Source organism: Sulfitobacter sp. PR48, from assembly GCF_028807335.1.
Taxonomy (GTDB): Bacteria; Pseudomonadota; Alphaproteobacteria; order Rhodobacterales; family Rhodobacteraceae; genus Sulfitobacter.
Genome location: NZ_JARAMM010000007.1, coordinates 41,734 through 59,352, shown reverse-complemented (window position 1 = coordinate 59,352; position 17,619 = coordinate 41,734). Strand labels below are relative to the sequence as shown.

At 64.6% G+C, this 17,619-nt stretch carries 20 protein-coding genes; 19 read left to right on the top strand and 1 reads right to left on the bottom strand.

Annotated elements, in window-relative coordinates:
- Window positions 1–109 precede the first annotated feature (109 nt).
- From PVW51_RS10890 to PVW51_RS10880, 3 genes are all read left to right on the top strand, one after another.
- Window positions 110–3,550 carry a pyruvate carboxylase gene (locus PVW51_RS10890; RefSeq protein ID WP_274575076.1) on the top strand — a complete coding sequence of 1,147 codons (3,441 nt, stop codon included), beginning with the start codon at window positions 110–112 and terminating at the stop codon, window positions 3,548–3,550.
- Window positions 3,551–3,766: 216 nt separating this feature from the next.
- Window positions 3,767–5,092: a leishmanolysin-related zinc metalloendopeptidase gene (locus PVW51_RS10885; RefSeq protein WP_274575075.1), complete on the top strand. Its 1,326-nt coding sequence runs from the start codon at window positions 3,767–3,769 to the stop codon at window positions 5,090–5,092.
- Between the two features lie 90 nt (window positions 5,093–5,182).
- On the top strand, window positions 5,183–5,575 hold the full coding sequence (locus PVW51_RS10880) for a VOC family protein (RefSeq protein ID WP_274575073.1): 393 nt from the start codon (window positions 5,183–5,185) through the stop codon (window positions 5,573–5,575).
- Window positions 5,576–5,591: 16 nt separating this feature from the next.
- Here the strand turns inward: PVW51_RS10880 and PVW51_RS10875 are convergent, their stop codons facing one another.
- Window positions 5,592–7,658 (bottom strand): TonB-dependent receptor plug domain-containing protein, encoded by a 2,067-nt coding sequence (locus PVW51_RS10875; protein ID WP_274575071.1) that lies wholly within the window; start codon window positions 7,656–7,658, stop codon window positions 5,592–5,594.
- 196 nt (window positions 7,659–7,854) lie between these two features.
- Here PVW51_RS10875 and PVW51_RS10870 point away from each other — a divergent pair, with 196 nt between their 5' ends.
- From PVW51_RS10870 to PVW51_RS10795, 16 genes are all read left to right on the top strand, one after another.
- Window positions 7,855–8,898 (top strand): hemin-degrading factor, encoded by a 1,044-nt coding sequence (locus PVW51_RS10870; RefSeq protein ID WP_274575069.1) that lies wholly within the window; start codon window positions 7,855–7,857, stop codon window positions 8,896–8,898.
- Entirely contained in the window at window positions 8,895–9,770 is an 876-nt protein-coding gene (locus PVW51_RS10865) for a heme/hemin ABC transporter substrate-binding protein (protein WP_274575068.1), read from the top strand. Before PVW51_RS10870 ends, PVW51_RS10865 begins: the two co-directional genes overlap by 4 nt.
- Before the next feature lie 3 nt (window positions 9,771–9,773).
- Window positions 9,774–10,841, top strand: coding sequence for a FecCD family ABC transporter permease (locus PVW51_RS10860; RefSeq protein ID WP_274575067.1), 1,068 nt, complete (start codon window positions 9,774–9,776; stop codon window positions 10,839–10,841).
- Window positions 10,838–11,620, top strand: a complete 783-nt coding sequence (locus PVW51_RS10855) for a heme ABC transporter ATP-binding protein (protein WP_274575066.1) — start codon at window positions 10,838–10,840, stop codon at window positions 11,618–11,620. Before PVW51_RS10860 ends, PVW51_RS10855 begins: the two co-directional genes overlap by 4 nt.
- A gap of 120 nt (window positions 11,621–11,740) precedes the next feature.
- Window positions 11,741–12,154 (top strand): glyoxalase superfamily protein, encoded by a 414-nt coding sequence (locus tag PVW51_RS10850; protein WP_269363732.1) that lies wholly within the window; start codon window positions 11,741–11,743, stop codon window positions 12,152–12,154.
- 126 nt (window positions 12,155–12,280) lie between these two features.
- Complete coding sequence (locus PVW51_RS10845; RefSeq protein WP_274575064.1) at window positions 12,281–12,442, top strand: hypothetical protein; 162 nt, start codon at window positions 12,281–12,283, stop codon at window positions 12,440–12,442.
- Between the two features lie 5 nt (window positions 12,443–12,447).
- Complete coding sequence (gene hemP / locus PVW51_RS10840; protein WP_274575224.1) at window positions 12,448–12,612, top strand: hemin uptake protein HemP; 165 nt, start codon at window positions 12,448–12,450, stop codon at window positions 12,610–12,612.
- 8 nt (window positions 12,613–12,620) lie between these two features.
- A complete protein-coding gene (locus tag PVW51_RS10835; RefSeq protein WP_274575063.1) occupies window positions 12,621–13,091 on the top strand; it encodes a hypothetical protein in 471 nt (156 codons plus the stop codon).
- 51 nt (window positions 13,092–13,142) lie between these two features.
- Window positions 13,143–13,403, top strand: coding sequence for a DUF1289 domain-containing protein (locus PVW51_RS10830; protein WP_274575062.1), 261 nt, complete (start codon window positions 13,143–13,145; stop codon window positions 13,401–13,403).
- Window positions 13,404–13,467: 64 nt separating this feature from the next.
- On the top strand, window positions 13,468–13,890 hold the full coding sequence (locus PVW51_RS10825; protein WP_114275664.1) for a hypothetical protein: 423 nt from the start codon (window positions 13,468–13,470) through the stop codon (window positions 13,888–13,890).
- A 104-nt stretch (window positions 13,891–13,994) separates the two neighbouring features.
- Complete coding sequence (locus PVW51_RS10820; RefSeq protein ID WP_269363740.1) at window positions 13,995–14,465, top strand: Dps family protein; 471 nt, start codon at window positions 13,995–13,997, stop codon at window positions 14,463–14,465.
- A 191-nt stretch (window positions 14,466–14,656) separates the two neighbouring features.
- Complete coding sequence (locus PVW51_RS10815) at window positions 14,657–15,091, top strand: hypothetical protein (protein ID WP_274575059.1); 435 nt, start codon at window positions 14,657–14,659, stop codon at window positions 15,089–15,091.
- Window positions 15,088–15,738 (top strand): MotA/TolQ/ExbB proton channel family protein, encoded by a 651-nt coding sequence (locus tag PVW51_RS10810; RefSeq protein WP_274575058.1) that lies wholly within the window; start codon window positions 15,088–15,090, stop codon window positions 15,736–15,738. The genes PVW51_RS10815 and PVW51_RS10810 overlap by 4 nt, the downstream gene beginning before the upstream one ends.
- The gene (locus PVW51_RS10805; protein ID WP_269363743.1) at window positions 15,731–16,111 is read left to right on the top strand and encodes an ExbD/TolR family protein; all 381 of its coding nucleotides are present in this window, start codon (window positions 15,731–15,733) and stop codon (window positions 16,109–16,111) included. The genes PVW51_RS10810 and PVW51_RS10805 overlap by 8 nt, the downstream gene beginning before the upstream one ends.
- Entirely contained in the window at window positions 16,108–16,494 is a 387-nt protein-coding gene (locus tag PVW51_RS10800; RefSeq protein ID WP_274575055.1) for an ExbD/TolR family protein, read from the top strand. Before PVW51_RS10805 ends, PVW51_RS10800 begins: the two co-directional genes overlap by 4 nt.
- A complete protein-coding gene (locus tag PVW51_RS10795) occupies window positions 16,491–17,390 on the top strand; it encodes an energy transducer TonB family protein (RefSeq protein WP_274575054.1) in 900 nt (299 codons plus the stop codon). Before PVW51_RS10800 ends, PVW51_RS10795 begins: the two co-directional genes overlap by 4 nt.
- The last annotated feature ends 229 nt before the right edge of the window (window positions 17,391–17,619 follow it).

Sequence of the window (17,619 nt, the reverse complement as noted above, 5' to 3'; positions counted from 1 at the left end):
AGACGCCGCAGCAAACCTTGCAAAATTGTTACAATCATGACCTTCTGGCTGTTGCGCCGCACCGCAGCATCCCTAGTATGCGCAAAACCTGTCCAGAGGAAGACAAGCCATGCCTGACTTTTCGAAGATCCTGATTGCCAACCGTGGCGAGATTGCCATTCGCATCATGCGAGCGGCCAACGAGATGGGGAAGAAGACGGTTGCCGTCTTTGCGGAGGAGGACAAGCTGGGGCTGCACCGGTTCAAGGCGGACGAGGCCTATCGCATTGGCGAGGGGCTGGGGCCGGTTGCGGCCTATCTGAGCATTGACGAGATCATTCGCGTGGCCAAGGCCTCGGGTGCGGATGCGATCCATCCGGGCTACGGGCTGCTGTCGGAGAACCCCGATCTGGTGGATGCCTGCGTGCAGAACGGCATCACCTTCATCGGCCCGCGCGCCGAGACCATGCGCGCGCTTGGCGACAAGGCCAGCGCGCGGCGGGTTGCCATCGAGGCCGGGGTGCCGGTGATCCCGGCCTCCGAAGTGCTGGGCGACGACATGGATGCAATCCGCGCCGAGGCGCGCGAGATCGGCTATCCCTTCATGCTCAAGGCCTCCTGGGGCGGCGGCGGACGCGGCATGCGCCCGATCTACAAGGAAGAAGAGCTGGAGGAGAAGATCCTGGAAGGCCGCCGCGAGGCGGAAGCGGCCTTTGGCAATGGCGAGGGCTATCTGGAAAAGATGATCCTAAAGGCGCGCCACGTCGAGGTGCAGATCCTGGGCGACAAACAGGGCGAGATCTATCACCTCTTTGAGCGCGACTGCTCGGTCCAGCGCCGCAACCAGAAGGTTGTCGAGCGCGCCCCCGCCCCCTATCTGACCGAGGCACAGCGCGCCGAGATCTGCGAGCTGGGCCGCAAGATCTGCGCCCATGTCGGCTATGAATGCGCGGGCACCGTCGAGTTCCTGATGGATATGGCGGATGAGCAGTTCTACTTCATCGAGGTGAACCCGCGGGTGCAGGTGGAACATACCGTCACCGAGGAAGTCACCGGCATCGACATCGTGCGCGCCCAGATCCTGATCGCCGAGGGCAAGAGCATCGCCGAGGCCACCGGCAAGGCCAGCCAGGATGACGTGCATCTGACCGGCCATGCGCTGCAGACCCGGATCACCACCGAGGATCCGCAGAACAACTTCATCCCCGACTATGGCCGCCTGACCGCCTATCGCTCTGCCACCGGCATGGGCATTCGCCTGGATGGCGGCACCGCCTATGCGGGCGGGGTGATCACCCGCTATTACGACAGCCTGCTGACCAAGATCACCGCCAAGGCGCCGACGCCGGAGATGGCCATCGCCCGCATGGACCGCGCCCTGCGCGAGTTCCGCATCCGCGGCGTCAGCACCAACATCGCCTTTGTCGAGAACCTGCTGAAGCACCCGACCTTCCTGAACAACACCTACCACACGAAGTTCATCGACGAGACGCCGGAGCTGTTCCAGTTCTCCTCGCGCCGCGACCGGGGCACCAAGGTGCTGACCTATATCGCGGATATCACCGTGAACGGCCATCCGGAGACCAAGGGCCATGCCCGCCCCGGCGCGCATCTGCGTGATCCCAGGCCGCCCGCCAGCCGGGCCGAGCCGATGATGGGCACCCGCAACCTGCTGGAGCAGAAGGGCCCCCAGGCGGTCGCCGACTGGATGAGCCAGCAGCGCCAGTTGCTGATCACCGACACCACCATGCGCGACGGGCATCAGTCGCTGCTGGCCACGCGGATGCGCAGCCATGACATGATCAAGGTCGCCCCCGCCTATGCCGCCAACCTGCCGCAGCTGTTCAGCGTCGAATGCTGGGGCGGTGCCACCTTTGACGTGGCCTACCGGTTCCTGCAGGAATGCCCCTGGCAGCGGTTGCGCGACCTGCGCGAAGGCATGCCCAACCTGATGACCCAGATGCTGCTGCGCGCCTCCAACGGGGTGGGCTACACCAATTATCCCGACAATGTGGTGCAGCATTTTGTCCGGACCGCCGCCAGCTCGGGCGTGGATGTCTTCCGCGTCTTCGACAGTCTCAACTGGGTGGAGAACATGCGCGTCGCCATGGATGCGGTGATCGAGGCGAACAAGGTCTGCGAGGGCACGATCTGCTATACCGGTGACATCTTTGACCCGGACCGGGCCAAATATGACCTGAAGTATTACGTCAGGATGGGTCAGGACCTGAAGGCCGCGGGCGCCCATGTGCTGGGGCTGAAGGACATGGCCGGGCTGCTGAAACCCGCCCAGGCGCGGGTGCTGATCAAGGCCCTGAAATCCGAGGTCGGCCTGCCGATCCACTTCCACACTCATGACACCGCTGGCATCGCCTGCGCCACCATCCTCGCCGCGTCCGAAGCCGGGGTCGATGCCGTGGATTGCGCCATGGATGCGCTGTCGGGCAACACCTCCCAGGCCACGCTGGGCTCTGTTGTCTCGGCGCTGCAACATACCGACCGCGACACCGGGCTGGACATGACCGCGATCCGCGAGATCTCGGACTACTGGGAAGAGGTGCGCGCCCATTACGGTGCCTTCGAGACCGGCATGCAGGCGCCTTCCTCCGAGGTCTACCTGCATGAGATGCCCGGCGGCCAGTTCACCAACCTCAAGGCGCAGGCGGCCTCGATGGGGCTGGATGACCGCTGGCCGCAGGTCGCGCGCACCTACCGGGACGTGAACCAGATGTTCGGCGATATCGTCAAGGTCACGCCCTCGTCGAAAGTGGTGGGGGACATGGCGCTGATGATGGTCAGCCAGGGCCTGACCCGCGCGCAGGTCGAAGATCCCGAAACCGATGTGTCCTTTCCCGACAGCGTGATCGACATGATGCGCGGCAACCTGGGCCAGCCCCCCGGCGGCTTCCCCGAGGGGATCGTCAAGAAGGTGCTCAAGGGCGAGAAACCCAATCTCGCGCGCCCCGGCAAACACCTCGCACCCGTGGACCTGGAGGCAACCCGCAAGGAGCTGTCCGAAAAGTTCGATGGCGCCGAAATCGACGATGAGGATCTCTGCGGCTACCTGATGTACCCACGCGTCTTTACCGATTACATGGAGCGTCACCAGCAATACGGCCCGGTGCGCACCCTGCCCACCGCGACCTTCTTTTACGGGATGGAACCCTCCGAGGAAATCTCGGCCGAGATCGACCCCGGCAAGACGCTGGAAATCCGCATGCAGGCCCTGAGCGAGACCTCCGAGGACGGCGAGGTGAAGGTCTTCTTCGAACTCAACGGCCAGCCCCGGGTGATCCGGGTGCCGAACCGCCTGATCACGGCCACCACCGCCCGGCGGCCCAAGGCAGAGGCAGGCAACGAAAGCCACATCGGCGCCCCGATGCCGGGCGTCGTTGCCTCGGTTGCGGCCACGGCGGGCCAGAAGGTCAAGGCGGGCGATCTGTTGCTGACCATCGAGGCGATGAAGATGGAAACCGGCATCCACGCCGAACGCGACGCCGTGATCAAGGCCCTCCACATCCAGCCCGGCGCACAGATCGACGCAAAGGACCTGCTGGTGGAGCTGGAGTAACCCGGGGCTGATCCCCCGGGCACCTGCCCCGGCTGCACGACAAGATTGACCCCCGGTCCGGTTGCTGGACCGGGGGTTTGCGTTTGGGCCGCGCCCACCCGGCCCGTTCTTCGGATCAACCTGTCAGATGAGATTTCCCGCCTAAGATGAATTTCTTTGGACTTTTGGCAGAGTTCTGTACAGTTTTTTCATATTTTCATGAGCAAGGTTGATCAGATGTATTTTCGCAATTCAATTGGGGCTGAGACGCCCGCATCCCGCCCCCCGGGCAGACGGGCCGAACCCGGCGCGGAACGGTTTGTCGCAGAGGACCGGCATGATCGCTCCGACCTGCCGCATCGGGGCGACACAGGGCGATCCCCGGGGTCAAAGGACCACCGCCAGCACCCGGACGACCACGCGGCGGAGGCGACAGAATCCCAGCAGCAAGCGCGGGGCGATCATTTCGAATTCACCTTTGAACATGATGCGCCTGCAGCCTCTGACAGGGGCGCGCAAGACGTGGAAACCCCGGCGGAGGAAGGCGGGAACGTCACCGCCGATGAGAATGGCGATGGCAGGCCGGACCCCGACCCGGCCCCCACGACGCCGATGGACCAAGACCCCGATCCGGCGCCCCCGCCCATTGATCCGCCAGTTGAGCCGGAAGTGCCGCCCGTCACCTCAGGCCGGCCCGGCGGGGCCACCCCGGGCACGCCGCAGGTGACACCGCCCAGCCCGCCACCGGGCAGTGACAATGCCGAAAGCGGCCGTGACCCGGACGCCATGCCGGACCCCGGTGCGGTCCCGCTGACCGGCTATACCAGCGGTGGCCCGGCAGGCACGGCGTATAATGTCACCATTGATTTCGTCGGCATCTGGTCGGCCGAATTGCAAAGCGCCTTTATCGAAGCGGCGGATTACCTGAGTACGATCATCCTGGGTGATCTGCCGGAGGCGCTGGTGGACGGCATCGCCATTGATGACATCACCATCACCGCCACGCTGGACACGATCGACGGCGTCGGCGGTATCCTGGGCAGCGCAGGCCCCCGTGAGCTGCGCGGCGATGGCAGCTACCTGCCCGCGACAGGTGCCATGACCTTTGACAGCGCGGATGCCCAGAACCAGCTTGGCCTTGGCAATTGGGAAGCCATCATCCTGCATGAGATGATGCACGCCATGGGCTTTGGTTCGCTCTGGTCGCTGATGGGGCTGACCAGCGGCTCGGTTGCGGGCGGCGACCTCCGCTTTACCGGCGCAAATGCCACGGATGTCTATCAGAGCGAATTTCCCGGCATCGCCGCCAATGATCCGGGCGCGCCTCTGGGGGTGCCTGTGGAAACCGATGGCGGCTCCGGCACGGCGGGCAGCCATTGGGATGAGGTCCTGTTCAATGCGGAACTGATGACCGGCTATGTGGACACAGGCAGTTTCGTGTCATTGATGACCATCGCCGCGCTGGAGGACATGGGATACGACACCGTATTCGACAACCCCTACAGCGCAACCGACCAATCCGCGCCGATCCCGCCAGACCCGCTGCAGGACATCTTGGGCTGACACGGACGATGCCCGCCGGAGGGGCAGACCATGCGCGGCCTGCCCTGATCCCGTGTTGCGCGGCCCCGTGAATGCGGGCATCCTGCCCCCATGCATCTCTCTGCCCTGACCCTGATCATCCCCGATTATGACGAAGCCATCGCCTTTTATTGCGATGTGATGGGTTTTGACCTGACCGAAGACATCGACCAGGGCCACAAACGCTGGGTCCGCGTCACGCCACCCGGCGGGGGCGCGGGCATGATCCTGGCCGAACCGGCCAATGAGGGGCAGCGTGCCGCCATCGGCAACCAGGGCGCAGGGCGGGTCTGGCTGTTTCTGAACACCGACAACTTTGAGCGCGATTACAATGCTCTGCGCGCCAAAGCTGTCGTGTTCGAGGAGCTCCCGCGCCATGAACCCTACGGCACCGTTGCCGTCTTTCGCGACATCTTCGGCAACCGCTGGGATCTGATCGGCAGCGCGGCACCGGCTGCCGCCTGAAACCCGGCCTGCCCGGTCAGAACGATTTGGTGAGCGACACCTTGAAGGTCCGGCCCGGTGCCTTGCGGGAGGGGGACGACAGATGTCCCACGTAATCCCTGTCAAAGACATTCTCCACGCCAAAGCGCACTTCGGTCCCGTCCAGCCAGCCCTGATCGGGCCGCCAGGTCGCCCGCAGGTTATGCGCTGTGCTGTTTGGCAGATCGGCCCCCAAGGCATCCCGCTGGTCCGCCGAATGGACAATTTCCCAGCTCAGATCGAAATCGTCGTTCCACCGTTTGCCCAGGGTCAGATGAACCCGGTCCGCCGCAAGGTTGCGCCAGACGGTCGAGGTGCCATCGGGATTGTATTCTGTCCCTTGCCCCAGATGGCCTGAGAAATCGGCATAGAAGCCACTGGCCATCCCATAGGAGGCCTCCAGTTCAAAGCCTCTCGATTCCACATGATCCAACTCCGTCCCGGTTGCCCCGGCAACCGTATAGCTGGTGATGTCACGCAATTTCGTCGCATAGAGATTACCCCGGATGGTAAAACTGTCCTCCGGCGCAAAGACATCGGTGCCGGTATAGGCCGCCCCGAACTCCAGCGTATGCGATTTCTCTGCCGTGGCGATGCGCCGCTGGGCCGTGGGGCTGGTGCCCAGATCGTCGATGATCGGCAGCCCTTCGGTATAGGCAGCGCTGCCAAAGACGGAGAGGCCATTGCCGAAATCATAGGCCAGCGCCAGCCCGCCCATCAGCGCATCCTTTTGATAGCTATCCGGTTCAGGTGCCAGCGGCAGCGCCGAGGTGATGCGGGAATTTTCATAGCGCAACGCAGGTGTGATGGTGAACCGTCCCACCGTCATCTCGTCCACCACGAAAAGCGCGTAACGGTCATCACGGCCACCGGGTGCCCCGGCAGCGGTGTTGTCAGCCCGCTCCCGGCGCTGCACCTCGAACCCCGCCAACATGTCATGTGACAGCATCCCGGTCTGGAACAGGGCGCGGTTCGTCAGGGTCAGCTTTGTGGTCTCATAGCGCTGATCGGCGTTGACCGTATCCAGAAGGAAGGGAAAGGTCGGCGTCCCTTCCAGCGGCGAAGACCCCGGCACGTAATCATATTCAATGATCTGATCGGCATAGGAAAGATTGGCCCGCAGGTCGATCAGCGCGCTGGCGGGATTATACCGATATTCCAGAACGCTCTGGGCGGTATCCGTCAGCCGGTCCACATTGCCGAAACTGCCGCCGGTGGTGTCGAACTGGTCATAGGGGACATCCTTGTCGTCAGCCACGGTGCGCGACTGGCTGAAGGTCAGGGATTGCGCATCGTCCTGCCCGAAGGTGAATTTCACCTTGGCCAGATAGGATGGCGTCTGGAACGCGCTGTTCCCGATCACGGCGCCATCCCCGGATTGCAGATCGTTCTGATCCCGGAAGGAATAGTTCAGCAGGAATTCGGCGCGTGTCGTCGGCATCCAGGCCAGATTGGTCGAACTGACTTTGCCGTCGCCGTTGGAACTGTATTCAAAGGTCTGGGAGCCGCCAAAGCCCGGCACACCGCCGGTGAAATCGGAGGCGTCCTTTGTCTCCAGCTTGACCACCCCGCCGACAATGCCGGACCCATAGGCAAAGCTGCCGATGGTGCCACGCAGCACTTCGACCTGACGATAGAGCAGCGGATCGGTGAACAATTGCGTGCCGATGCGGTAAAGCTCTTCCGACCCGACGGTGGCACCATCCACCAGCACGGCGATCTTCTGGTCCGACCCATAGGTCGTATTGGCCCCGAACCCCCGGATGTTGATGCCCGAGCCCTGCGGCGTGGTGCCGTTCACAAGGGTCACACCGGGTATGGAATCGATCACCTGGGCCACGGTGCTGGCCTGCCGGTCGGCAATCTCCTCCTCCCCCACGACGGTCCGCGCCAGCGCCGTGCCAAAGCTCAGGTCGCGCTTGCCGCCGGTCAGGATCAGGGTGCCAAGGAAACCTGGGGTGCCCTCGTCCTGTGTCAGGTCCTGGGTCAGGTCCTGGGCCAGGGCCGGTGCTGCCAGCGACAGGCAGACAAGCGCGGTCGTGCCGCGAAGTAGGGGGGTAAGCATATGCGCCATCCTTCAGGGATAAATAGCCGAAGCTTGCGGAGGCTGGCGCGGCAGGTTTTTGTGAATTGACGATTATCGCAATCGTATGGGTTGCACCCTTAATCGTACCAGACTAAAACAGTCAAGTATTTTACGAAAGCCACGTACCGGACCTGTCGGGCGCAGCCATCGGACCATCCCACATCCGAGGACGCCCATGACCCACCCAACCCCTGCCGACATCCGTGCCTTTCAGGCCGAAAACCCCAGGCTGCGCGCGCGCGATGCCGCTGACCAGCTGAACATTTCCGAGGCAGAGCTGGTGGCCGCCCGCGTCGGGCGCGGCGTGACCCGGATAGAGGCGCATCCCGACAGGGTGATTCCCGCCGCCGAAAAACTGGGCGAGGTCATGGCCCTGACGCGGGTTGCGGCCTGCGTTCACGAAAAGGTCGGCGCATATGGCAACTACCATCCCGGCCCTCATGCCGCGATGACACTGACAGAGAACATCGACCTGCGCATCTTCCCGTCCCATTGGGTCCATGCCTTTGCGGTCGAAACAGAGGCCGAGCAGGGCCCGCGTCGCGCGTTGCAGATATTTGATGCGGCGGGCGACGCGGTACACAAGATCCACCTCAGAGAGACCTCGAACCAGGACGCATGGGCCGGGATCGTGGCCGATCTGGCCACGGCGGATCAGGCAGAGGGTCAGACGGTCGCACAGCGCAAACCCGTCGAGGCGGCAAAATCAGCGCCGGAAAAGCTGGACATCCTGCGCGCCGAATGGGCGCGGCTGACCGACACCCATCAGTTCCTGCGCCTGTGTTCCAAGCTCAAGATGAACCGGCTGGGCGCCTACCGCATTGCCGGGGCTCCTTTCGTGCGCCAGCTTGCCCCGAAAGCCGTGGACGACATGCTGCACGCCGTGCGCGATGCCGGGATCGAGGTGATGATCTTTGTCGGGAACCGGGGCTGCATCCAGATCCACAGCGGTCCGATCCACAAGCTGCACCCGATGGGCCCCTGGCAGAACGTCATGGATCCGGGTTTCAACCTGCATCTGCGGCTCGACAAGGTGGCCGAAGTCTGGGCGGTGGAAAAACCCACGCAGCGCGGCCCGGCAGTGTCGGTAGAGGCTTTTGACGCCGAGGGCGGGCTGATCTTTCAGGTCTTTGGCCTTGGCAAGGAAGGGCGCGATTCCCGCGCCCATTGGGGCCGCATCGTCACCGGCCTGCCGGCATTGGAAGAGGTCCCGGCATGAGGATCGCCTTTCATCGCGGCCTGCTTGCCGCTGCCCTTGCCCTGCCACTGACGCTGGGCCTTCACCCCGCCGCCCGCGCGGATCAATCCGGCGCCGATGTCCTGGCCATCGGCGGTTCGGTGACGGAGATTGTCGTGGCCCTGGGCCAGCAGCACCGGCTGAAGGCGCGCGATACCACCTCCACCTATCCGCCCGATGTGACCGGCCTGCCGGATGTGGGCTATATGCGCGCGCTCTCGCCCGAGGGTGTGCTCTCGGTCGGGCCTGCGCTGATCCTTTCGGAAGAGGGTGCAGGCCCGCCAGAGGCGCTGGAGGTCATCCGCGCCGCCGATGTCGATTTCGTCGAGGTGCCCGACGCCCTTACGGCGGAGGGAATTCTGAACAAAATCAGGGTGATCGGCGACGCTCTTGAAGTGCCTGACCGGGCTGCCGATCTCTCTGCACAGGTAGAGGCCGCGCTTGCCGTTGCCCTGGCGGATGCCGCCCGACCCCAAGGCGATAAGAAGCGGGTGCTCTTTGTGCTGTCCACCCAGGGCGGCAAGATCAACGCCTCCGGCACCGGCACGGAGGCCGATGCGCTGATCCGCATGGCAGGCGGGGTGAACGCGGTTTCGGACTATGCAGGCTACAAGCAGATCACCGATGAGGCGGTAGGTCTGGCCGCGCCGGATGTGATCCTGATGATGGATCGCGGCGGCGACCATGGCGCGGCGGATGACGAATTGTTCGCCCTGCCCGCCATCAGCCTGACGCCTGCGGCCCAAACCCGGTCTGTGGTGCGCATGGACGGGCTGCTGATGCTGGGGTTCGGGCCGCGCACGGCCAGCGCGATCCGGGGCCTGAACGCGGCGCTTTACGGACAGGAAAGCTGACCGATGGCCTCGATGACAGAGATCATCCCGGCCCCGAGGAATCGTCTGGCCCGCGCCCGTGCGCTGCACTGGATGCTCGCAGGCGCGCTGGCGCTGGCCTGCATCGCCAGTCTTGAGGTCGGCGCAACCGATGTGACCCTCTCCGCGATGCTGAGCAAGATCCTGCAGGGACAGGCCCTGTCGCATATGGAACAGGTGGTCCTGTTCGACATCCGCCTGCCGCGTCTGGCCATGGGGGTGCTGGTGGGCGCGGCGCTGGCGGTTTCGGGGGCGGCCATGCAGGGGCTGTTCCGCAACCCGCTGGCCGATCCCGGCATCGTCGGCGTTGGCGCGGGGGCCGGTCTGGGCGCGATCCTGGCCATCGTGCTGGGCGCCTTGCTGCCCGTCTGGCTGATTGATCTGACCGGCAATCAACTGACCCCCTTTGCGGCCTTTCTGGGCGGCTGGGGCGCAACCATCCTGCTTTACAAGGTGTCGACCCGGCACGGGCGCACCTCTGTCGCGACGATGCTGCTGGCGGGCATTGCGCTCGGCGCGCTGGCGGGGGCGCTGTCCGGCATCCTTGTCTATGTGGCCGATGACCGGCAATTGCGCGACCTGACCTTCTGGGGTCTGGGGTCTCTGGCCGGGGCCAGCTGGGCCAAGGTTCTGGGCGCGGGGCCGATGATCCTGCTGGCGCTCGGCGCGGCCATGATGCTGGGCCGGGGGCTGAACGGGCTGGCCCTGGGAGAGGCCACGGCGGCCCATATCGGCATCGACGTGCAGCGCATGAAATCCATCGCCATCCTCGCGGTGGCCGGGGCCACCGGGGCGGCTGTCGCAGTCTCCGGCGGAATCGGGTTCATCGGCATCGTGGTGCCGCATCTGCTGCGCCTGGGCCTTGGCCCCGATCACCGGACATTGCTGCCCAATGCCGCGCTGATGGGGGCAACCCTGCTGATCCTCGCCGATGTGATCGCCCGCGTCGTCATCGCCCCTGCGGAACTGCCGATCGGGATCGTCACCGCCGTACTCGGCGCGCCGGTGTTCCTGTGGATCCTGCTGAAACGCAAGGGGCTGGTGGAGCTGTGAGCCTGATCGCCGAAAACATCCGCGTCCTCTATGGCTCCCGGGCCGCCCTGCGGGGCGTCAGCCTGACCGCCCGGGCCGGAGAGGTCACAGCCATCGTCGGCCCGAACGGATCGGGCAAATCCACCCTGCTGGGGGCGATCACCGCCACCCTGCCCTTTGACGGAAAGGTCAGCATCAACGGGCGCGACATCGCCGGGATGAAACCCTGGGAACTGGCGGCGCAACGCGCGGTCCTGCCACAGGCATCGCGGCTTGCCTTTCCTTTCAGCGTGATCGAGGTCGTGCGCCTGGGCCTGCAAAGCGGCACCGCCGGGGACCGGCCCGAAGTGCCGATGCAGGCGCTTGCCCGTGTCGGGCTGGCCCATTACGCCGACCGCACCTTTCAGGCGCTTTCAGGGGGCGAGGCGCAGCGCGTCATGCTGGCCCGTGTGCTGGCGCAGGTCTGGGCGGCGGTCGAGGACGGCCAGCCGCGCTGGCTCTTGCTGGATGAACCGGTTTCAAGCCTGGATATCGCCCATCAACTGCAGGTGATGGAGATCGCCCGGCGTTTTGCCCGTGACGGCGGCGGCGTGATCGCGGTGATGCATGACCTGAACCTCACCGCGCTTTATGCCGACCGGGTGGCGATCCTGGCCGAGGGGCAGCGCATCGCCTTTGGCACCCCTGCCGAGGTGCTGACGGATGACACCCTGTCACGGGCCTATGGCTGCAGGCTGCGCGTCTCCGCCCCGCCCGCCGCCGGTATTCCCTATATCCTGCCCCATGCCGCCTCTGCCTGAGGGGATCGGCGATGCGGCGACCACCCTGACATCGCATGATGGACCGGGCAGACCCCACAACCGAAAGGACACGATGATGATCTTCACCCTGACCCAACCCGCAGTCACAAAGGTGCCTTCATGATCCCTCAGGTGACACGCAGTGCGCCGGTGTTTCGCAGTTTCGACGAAGCCAAGGCGCGTGCATTCTATCTCGACTGGCTCGGTTTCACCTGGGTGGGGGAGCATCGGTTTGACGCGGATGCGCCGCTTTACGCCTTTCTGCGGCTGGGCGAGTTCCACCTGCATCTGAGCGAACACCACGGCGACGCTACCCCGGGATCCAGCGTGATGGTCCATGTGGACAACCTGCGCGCCTGGCATGCATCCCTGCCCCCCTATGCCAACATGCGTCCGGGGCTGGATCCGCTGCCCTGGGGCCTGCAGATGCGGGTCTGGGACCCCTTCGGCAACCGGCTGAATTTTCTTGACCAGAAAGACGGCAAGTCATTGCCCGATAAAGCTGCCGGTATCGCCAAGTCAATTCTTGACTGAATTTGTCAGATTACGATAACAAGGCATTAATACCCGACTCGAACAGTTGGTTTTTACACGAGCCCGCCCAAACCCGTCCCAGCCACCGCCCAGGCAGCCCGGATGTTCACGAAAAAGGAGACAGACGTGACCAAACCCGAGCATGATGCCACCCCCTCCCCGGTGGCGGCCCCGGCCAGCCCCGGCTGGCGCGATATCGTGATGTCAGGCGCTGACAAAACACAGATCGGCAACCTTGTGCTGGAGCAGCTGACCGGCCTTCCGCATGCTGTCGGAGAAAGTCGATGATCCTGATGCCCGATCTTTCCGCCCACCGCGCACAGGACAATCCCGAGGATACCGCCGTCTATGACGCGCGCGATCTGATCGTGAACGGCCAGAAAGCCAATATCGTTCTGGACGGCCAGACCTATACCCTGCGCATCACCCGCGCGGGCAAGCTGATTTTGACAAAATGACCGAAGCGGTGGATAGCCCGGGCAGCGCTGTCGTCGGCCGGCTGACCAATGTCCCGCCCTGGGAGGCGGAGCTGATTCTGTCGATGCGCCTGTGGATGGACAGCCTTGAGGGGCAGGAAAAGGTCGGCACCGGCTTTGCCCGCTGTTTCGGCACCGCAGGTGGCCGTGCAGAGATCCGACAGTTCGAAAGACTGCTGACCGCGCTCTGCGCCTATGCGCGCCGTCCGCTGGTGCGGCACGGCCTTGGCTGCGACTGCATCGGCTCGGACGAGGCGGTGCTGCAAACCCTCGTGCGCGAGGCGGCACGCGGCGACCTGGCCGAAGCGGCGATGGTGGCCAGCCTGCTTGTGCCTGCCTCCCAGGCGGAACATGTGGCGCTGATGGCGGCTCAGGTCGGCCTGGCCATGCAATGCATCGCCCGCCAGTCACCACCGCCCCGCGGCACTGCCGAAACCGTCCGGAGCCGCACGCTTCACTGACCCGGACACCCAAGCCAGATCGGGCCAAAGCCCCCCTCAAGCGAGTAGACCATGACAAAAGTTCCCAGCCCCTGCATCGACGTCTGCAAATTCAAACGCGAAGGCCATTGCATCGGCTGTTCCATGACAAAGGCACAGAAGTCCGTCTTCAAGGGCCTGAAAAAGAACGCCGCCCGCGAGGCCTACATCGAACTTCTGGTTGCGCAGCAATCGGTGATGGGGCGCTACAGCCACTGGGAAAAGGCCTATGAGACCCGCTGCCGCAAGAAAAAGATCAGCCTCTCCGTCTTGTCCGGCGGCAAGGCGGCGTGAAGGCGGCAGCAGGCATCAGGCAGGCCGCAGAGACCAGAGCAGACCGGAAAAGGACAAGCCAGAGATGACAGCAGCACAGCGCAAGGTATCGTTTGACGACAGCGAGGGCCCGGCCAGCGACCAGCCCGGCCTTTCGCTGCTGGAACATCTGCGCCATGCCGCCCGCAGGGGGCGCTGCAAGACCTATGTCGATCTCTTCGGCGCATGTGCCGCCCTGTCGGGCAACCGGCAGGTGGCCGCGCAGGCCGCGTCAGAGGTGCTGATGCGCTGTCTTCATCAGGCCCTGGGGCAACGCCCCGTGATCTACCGGAGCGGCGAGCGGGCAACTTCCTTTGACGAGGACTGGCTGATGGCCCTCGCCCGCAGCCTGAAATCGAACGACACAGCCAGCGCGACCTTCCTGCTGCATTCCCGCGTGCCCAGACACGCGCGGCGGAACCTTGCCTTTCTTTTGCAGACTGTCGTCGATGCGCAGGAACAAGTTTAGAATAATTCTAATTCGACTTGCCAAACCTCTGCCCCACCTGTAATTTGACGGTGCAAGCCAGCCAGATGCCAGCCAGCACCCCATTCATGATGCAGGAGGCCGCAATGACCCAGACAGCACAGACCCTTTCCACCGATGCAGCGACCCAGATCGTCGAGGCGCTGAACCAATGCGTGGCCGAGACCGCCGTGACCACGATGCTCGCACAGAATTTCCACTGGAACGTGACAGGCATGGCATTCGGCCCCCTGCACGCCCTGTTCCAGACCATCTATGAGGATCATTTCACCGCGCAGGACGATCTGGCCGAACGGGTCAAGGCGCTTGAGGGCCATGCCGAAGGCACCCTTGCCGGCATGCTGAAGCGGTCCAAGGTGGCCGAGGTCACGGGTGTGCCCGCAGCCGCGGACATGGTCCGCCTGATGAAAGAGGCCCAGGAAACGCTTGCTGAAACCCTTGCCGGGGCCGGTGAGCTGGCTGCCGAACAGGGCGACACGCTGACCGAGGATCTGTGCATCGCACGGGGCCAGGCGCATGAGAAATTCGCCTGGATTCTGCGCGCCCATCTGGCCTGAACCCCAGCCTGTACTCTGATCTGGACTCTGGCCTGAAAACGGCGGCAGACCGCCGACAGGTACAGAGACCTCAAAAGCAGACTAATTCAATCAGGTATTGAATCCTCCCTTGCCGGATGGTAGCACCGCGCCATCCAGCAAGGGCAAATGCCCCAGCCAGACTATCCATGAGGTAATCGGAGGCTGGAGCCATGCAGGCAATCCAACATATTCTTGCAGCCACGGTGCTGACACTTGTCCAACCGGTCGCAGCCTGTCTCGCCCAGGAGGTCCAGGGCAAGCACGTCATGATCGAGCTGAACGCGCTTGAGCCGGTCGAAGATGCCTGCCGGATCACATTCCTGGTCCAGAACGGCCATGACACCGACATCGACAGCGCCGTCTATGAGGCTGTGCTTTTCGACACCTCCGGCCAGGTAGACCGGCTGACCCTTTTCGACTTTGGCAGCCTGCCCGCCAGCCGCCCGAGGGCCCGGCAATTTGTCGTGCCGGGGCTGGCCTGCGCCGCGCTTGGCCGTTTGCTGATCAACGGGGCCGAAACCTGCACCGGCACGGACCTGCCCGATGACGCCTGCAACAAGGATCTGGAGCTGCGCAGCCGGGTTGAGACGGAGGTGCTGGGATGATCGCGACAGTGCGGGAAGCCATCCAGCGCGTCACCGACCTGGGGGGGCCGGTCGTGCTTCTGCTGGGGGTGATTTCGGTCCTTGTTCTGAGTGTTGTGCTGTACAAGCTCTGGCAATTCACCGTCGAAGGTGTCGGCCGCCACAAGGCGCTGCAGGCCGCCATCGCCGCCTGGGATGCGGGCGACCGCAGCGCGGCGCGGGGCCATGTCGCGCAATCGCGCAGCTACCTTGTGCCCGTGATGACCATGGCCTTCGACGGTCAGGTCGGTCGCGCCCGGCTCGAAGCGGAGGCCGAGGCGCGCTTTGCCCGGCTCGAAGGCGGTTTCCGCCTGATGGATTCGGTGGCCCAGCTGGCCCCGCTGCTGGGGCTGTTCGGCACGGTTCTGGGCATGATCTCCGCCTTTCAGGCCCTGCAGGAAGCGGGCGCGCAGGTTGATCCTTCGATCCTGGCAGGTGGCATCTGGGTCGCGCTGCTGACAACGGCGGTGGGGCTTGCCGTGGCGATGCCCACATCGGTGGTGCTGAGCTGGTTCGAGGCACGAATGGATGCCGACCGGGTGCTGGCGCAAAAGGCGCTGCAAACGATCCTGGCCCCGCAGGGTCACGGCAATGCGGGCGAGGCTGTCGGGGTTCCGGCCCATGCGTAGAACCCGCCAGCGGCGCGCCTTGTCGATGACCTCCCTGATCGACGTGATCTTTCTGCTGCTGCTGTTCTTCATGCTGACCTCCACCTTTACACGCTTTGCGGAGGTCGAATTCGCCTCTGCCGGTTCGGGCGCTGCCACGCCCGCGCAGAAACCGGTTTTTGTCTCGCTCTCGGCAGATGATCTGCGCCTGAACGGCACTGCCCTGGCGCTTCCGGAGCTTTCCGGGGCGCTGGCCCCGCACCGCGCGGATGGCGCGCCGCTTGGCGTTCTGGTTGCGGCTCGCGCGGATGTGACGGCGCAGCGGCTCACCGATCTTCTGGGCGCCCTGCGCGGCATCCCCGGGCTGAGCGTGACCGTGCTGGAGCCGTCATGAGACGGCGCAACGGCAAATCCCGGCGCGAGCCCACCATCGCGCTGATCAACATCGTTTTCCTGATGCTGATCTTCTTTCTGGTGGCCGGCACCATTGCGGCACCACTTGATGCAAATCTGGCGCTTGTGCGCACGGAAGGGATCGAGGGGACCGCCCCGGCGGATGTGCTGATCGTGCACAGCGATGGGCGCATGACGCACCGGGGCACGCCGGTGGCAAGTGCTGCGGCATTCTACGCCGAGCTGCCGCAGGGCGCGCGCGACAGGGTGCGGGTCATGCCGGACCGCGACCTGCCGGCGGCAACCCTGATCACCCTGGGCCGTGACCTGCGCAACGCCGGGGCAAAGCAGGTCGCCATCGTCACCGAAAGGGGGCTGCAATGACCCGTGTTTCCACCATCGCCAAAGGTGCGGCCCTGTCCTGTGCGGTGCTGGCCCATGGCGCGCTTGCGCTTGTTCTGGTCACCCCGGAACCTGTGCAGATCGAAGGGGCGCAGGGCGCCGCCGAGGTGCGCCTGGGCAGTGGTTTTCAGGACATGGCGGCAGGCACGCTTGCGCCGGAACGGGCAGATGCAGCACTGACGCCTGAACCGGCCGAGAGTATCCCGGCCAAAACCCCCGCAAAGGCCGAAGCGCAGCGCAGCCCCGAAGCCATGACACCGGAGGCTGCCACCCCCTCCGCCATGGCAAGCAGCGATTTGCTTGCCCCCCGGCAACCCGATGTCGCGGCCCCGGCGGTCAGGAGCCTCAGCAGCACCTCGGTGCCCGACAGGCTTGCCAGCACGCCGCCCGAAACCGCCAGCGTCACGCAATCCGCGCGCCCCAGGCTCCGCAGCGCCGCCTTTGTGGCCAAACACAAGGCCCCGCCCCCGCCAAAGACCGAAGCCCGCAGCGCTGTGAAAAAGTCTCAACCCAAGGGCAACGCCCGGCAGAACACCCGTGCCGGTGAGGCCTCCGGCAAAGCCACCGCCAAGGCACGCGCCAGCGGCAACGGCGGGCAGAAACAGGCGGCAGGCAATGCGGCAGCCAGCAATTACCCCGGCGTGGTGATGCGCAGGCTGTCCCGCGCGGGCAAGCCCCGGGTCAATGCAAGGGGAACCGCCGTGATCGCCTTTTCCATCGCGGCCAGCGGCGGCATCGCATCGGTCTCGCTCGCCCGCAGTTCGGGCTCCGCGACACTTGATCAGGCCGCTGTCCGGCTGGTGCGTGGCGCAGGCCCCTTCCCCAAACCGCCACAGGGGGCCATGCGACGCTTCTCGATCGAGATCAAGGGGCGGTAGCGGTTGAACGTTCGGTCCTTGGGTTTTGCTGTGCTGGTGATCACGCAAACCGACAGCCATGATCCGGGGCTTTCAACACAGCCAGTCAGCCAGGATCGACACGCCCGGTCGGCATGGTCATGCTGAGAGCGGACCTTCATCGACAAGTTGACGAATGGCGGCTGAGCGGGACAAAGCTGCCTAACAAACTAGCTCTGAATTCACGCAATGCTTTCAAGCAGAGTATGCA

Excerpts from the sequence above, each read along its gene's own strand:
- PVW51_RS10890 (WP_274575076.1), top strand. The coding sequence starts at position 110 with ATGCCTGACTTTTCGAAGATCCTGATTGCCAACCGTGGCGAGATTGCC.
- PVW51_RS10885 (WP_274575075.1), top strand. The coding sequence starts at position 3,767 with ATGTATTTTCGCAATTCAATTGGGGCTGAGACGCCCGCATCCCGCCCC.
- PVW51_RS10880 (WP_274575073.1), top strand. The coding sequence starts at position 5,183 with ATGCATCTCTCTGCCCTGACCCTGATCATCCCCGATTATGACGAAGCC.
- PVW51_RS10875 (WP_274575071.1), bottom strand. The coding sequence starts at position 7,658 with ATGCTTACCCCCCTACTTCGCGGCACGACCGCGCTTGTCTGCCTGTCG.
- PVW51_RS10870 (WP_274575069.1), top strand. The coding sequence starts at position 7,855 with ATGACCCACCCAACCCCTGCCGACATCCGTGCCTTTCAGGCCGAAAAC.
- PVW51_RS10865 (WP_274575068.1), top strand. The coding sequence starts at position 8,895 with ATGAGGATCGCCTTTCATCGCGGCCTGCTTGCCGCTGCCCTTGCCCTG.
- PVW51_RS10860 (WP_274575067.1), top strand. The coding sequence starts at position 9,774 with ATGGCCTCGATGACAGAGATCATCCCGGCCCCGAGGAATCGTCTGGCC.
- PVW51_RS10850 (WP_269363732.1), top strand. The coding sequence starts at position 11,741 with ATGATCCCTCAGGTGACACGCAGTGCGCCGGTGTTTCGCAGTTTCGAC.
- hemP (WP_274575224.1), top strand. The coding sequence starts at position 12,448 with ATGCCCGATCTTTCCGCCCACCGCGCACAGGACAATCCCGAGGATACC.
- PVW51_RS10830 (WP_274575062.1), top strand. The coding sequence starts at position 13,143 with ATGACAAAAGTTCCCAGCCCCTGCATCGACGTCTGCAAATTCAAACGC.
- PVW51_RS10825 (WP_114275664.1), top strand. The coding sequence starts at position 13,468 with ATGACAGCAGCACAGCGCAAGGTATCGTTTGACGACAGCGAGGGCCCG.
- PVW51_RS10820 (WP_269363740.1), top strand. The coding sequence starts at position 13,995 with ATGACCCAGACAGCACAGACCCTTTCCACCGATGCAGCGACCCAGATC.
- PVW51_RS10815 (WP_274575059.1), top strand. The coding sequence starts at position 14,657 with ATGCAGGCAATCCAACATATTCTTGCAGCCACGGTGCTGACACTTGTC.
- PVW51_RS10810 (WP_274575058.1), top strand. The coding sequence starts at position 15,088 with ATGATCGCGACAGTGCGGGAAGCCATCCAGCGCGTCACCGACCTGGGG.
- PVW51_RS10805 (WP_269363743.1), top strand. The coding sequence starts at position 15,731 with ATGCGTAGAACCCGCCAGCGGCGCGCCTTGTCGATGACCTCCCTGATC.
- PVW51_RS10800 (WP_274575055.1), top strand. The coding sequence starts at position 16,108 with ATGAGACGGCGCAACGGCAAATCCCGGCGCGAGCCCACCATCGCGCTG.
- PVW51_RS10795 (WP_274575054.1), top strand. The coding sequence starts at position 16,491 with ATGACCCGTGTTTCCACCATCGCCAAAGGTGCGGCCCTGTCCTGTGCG.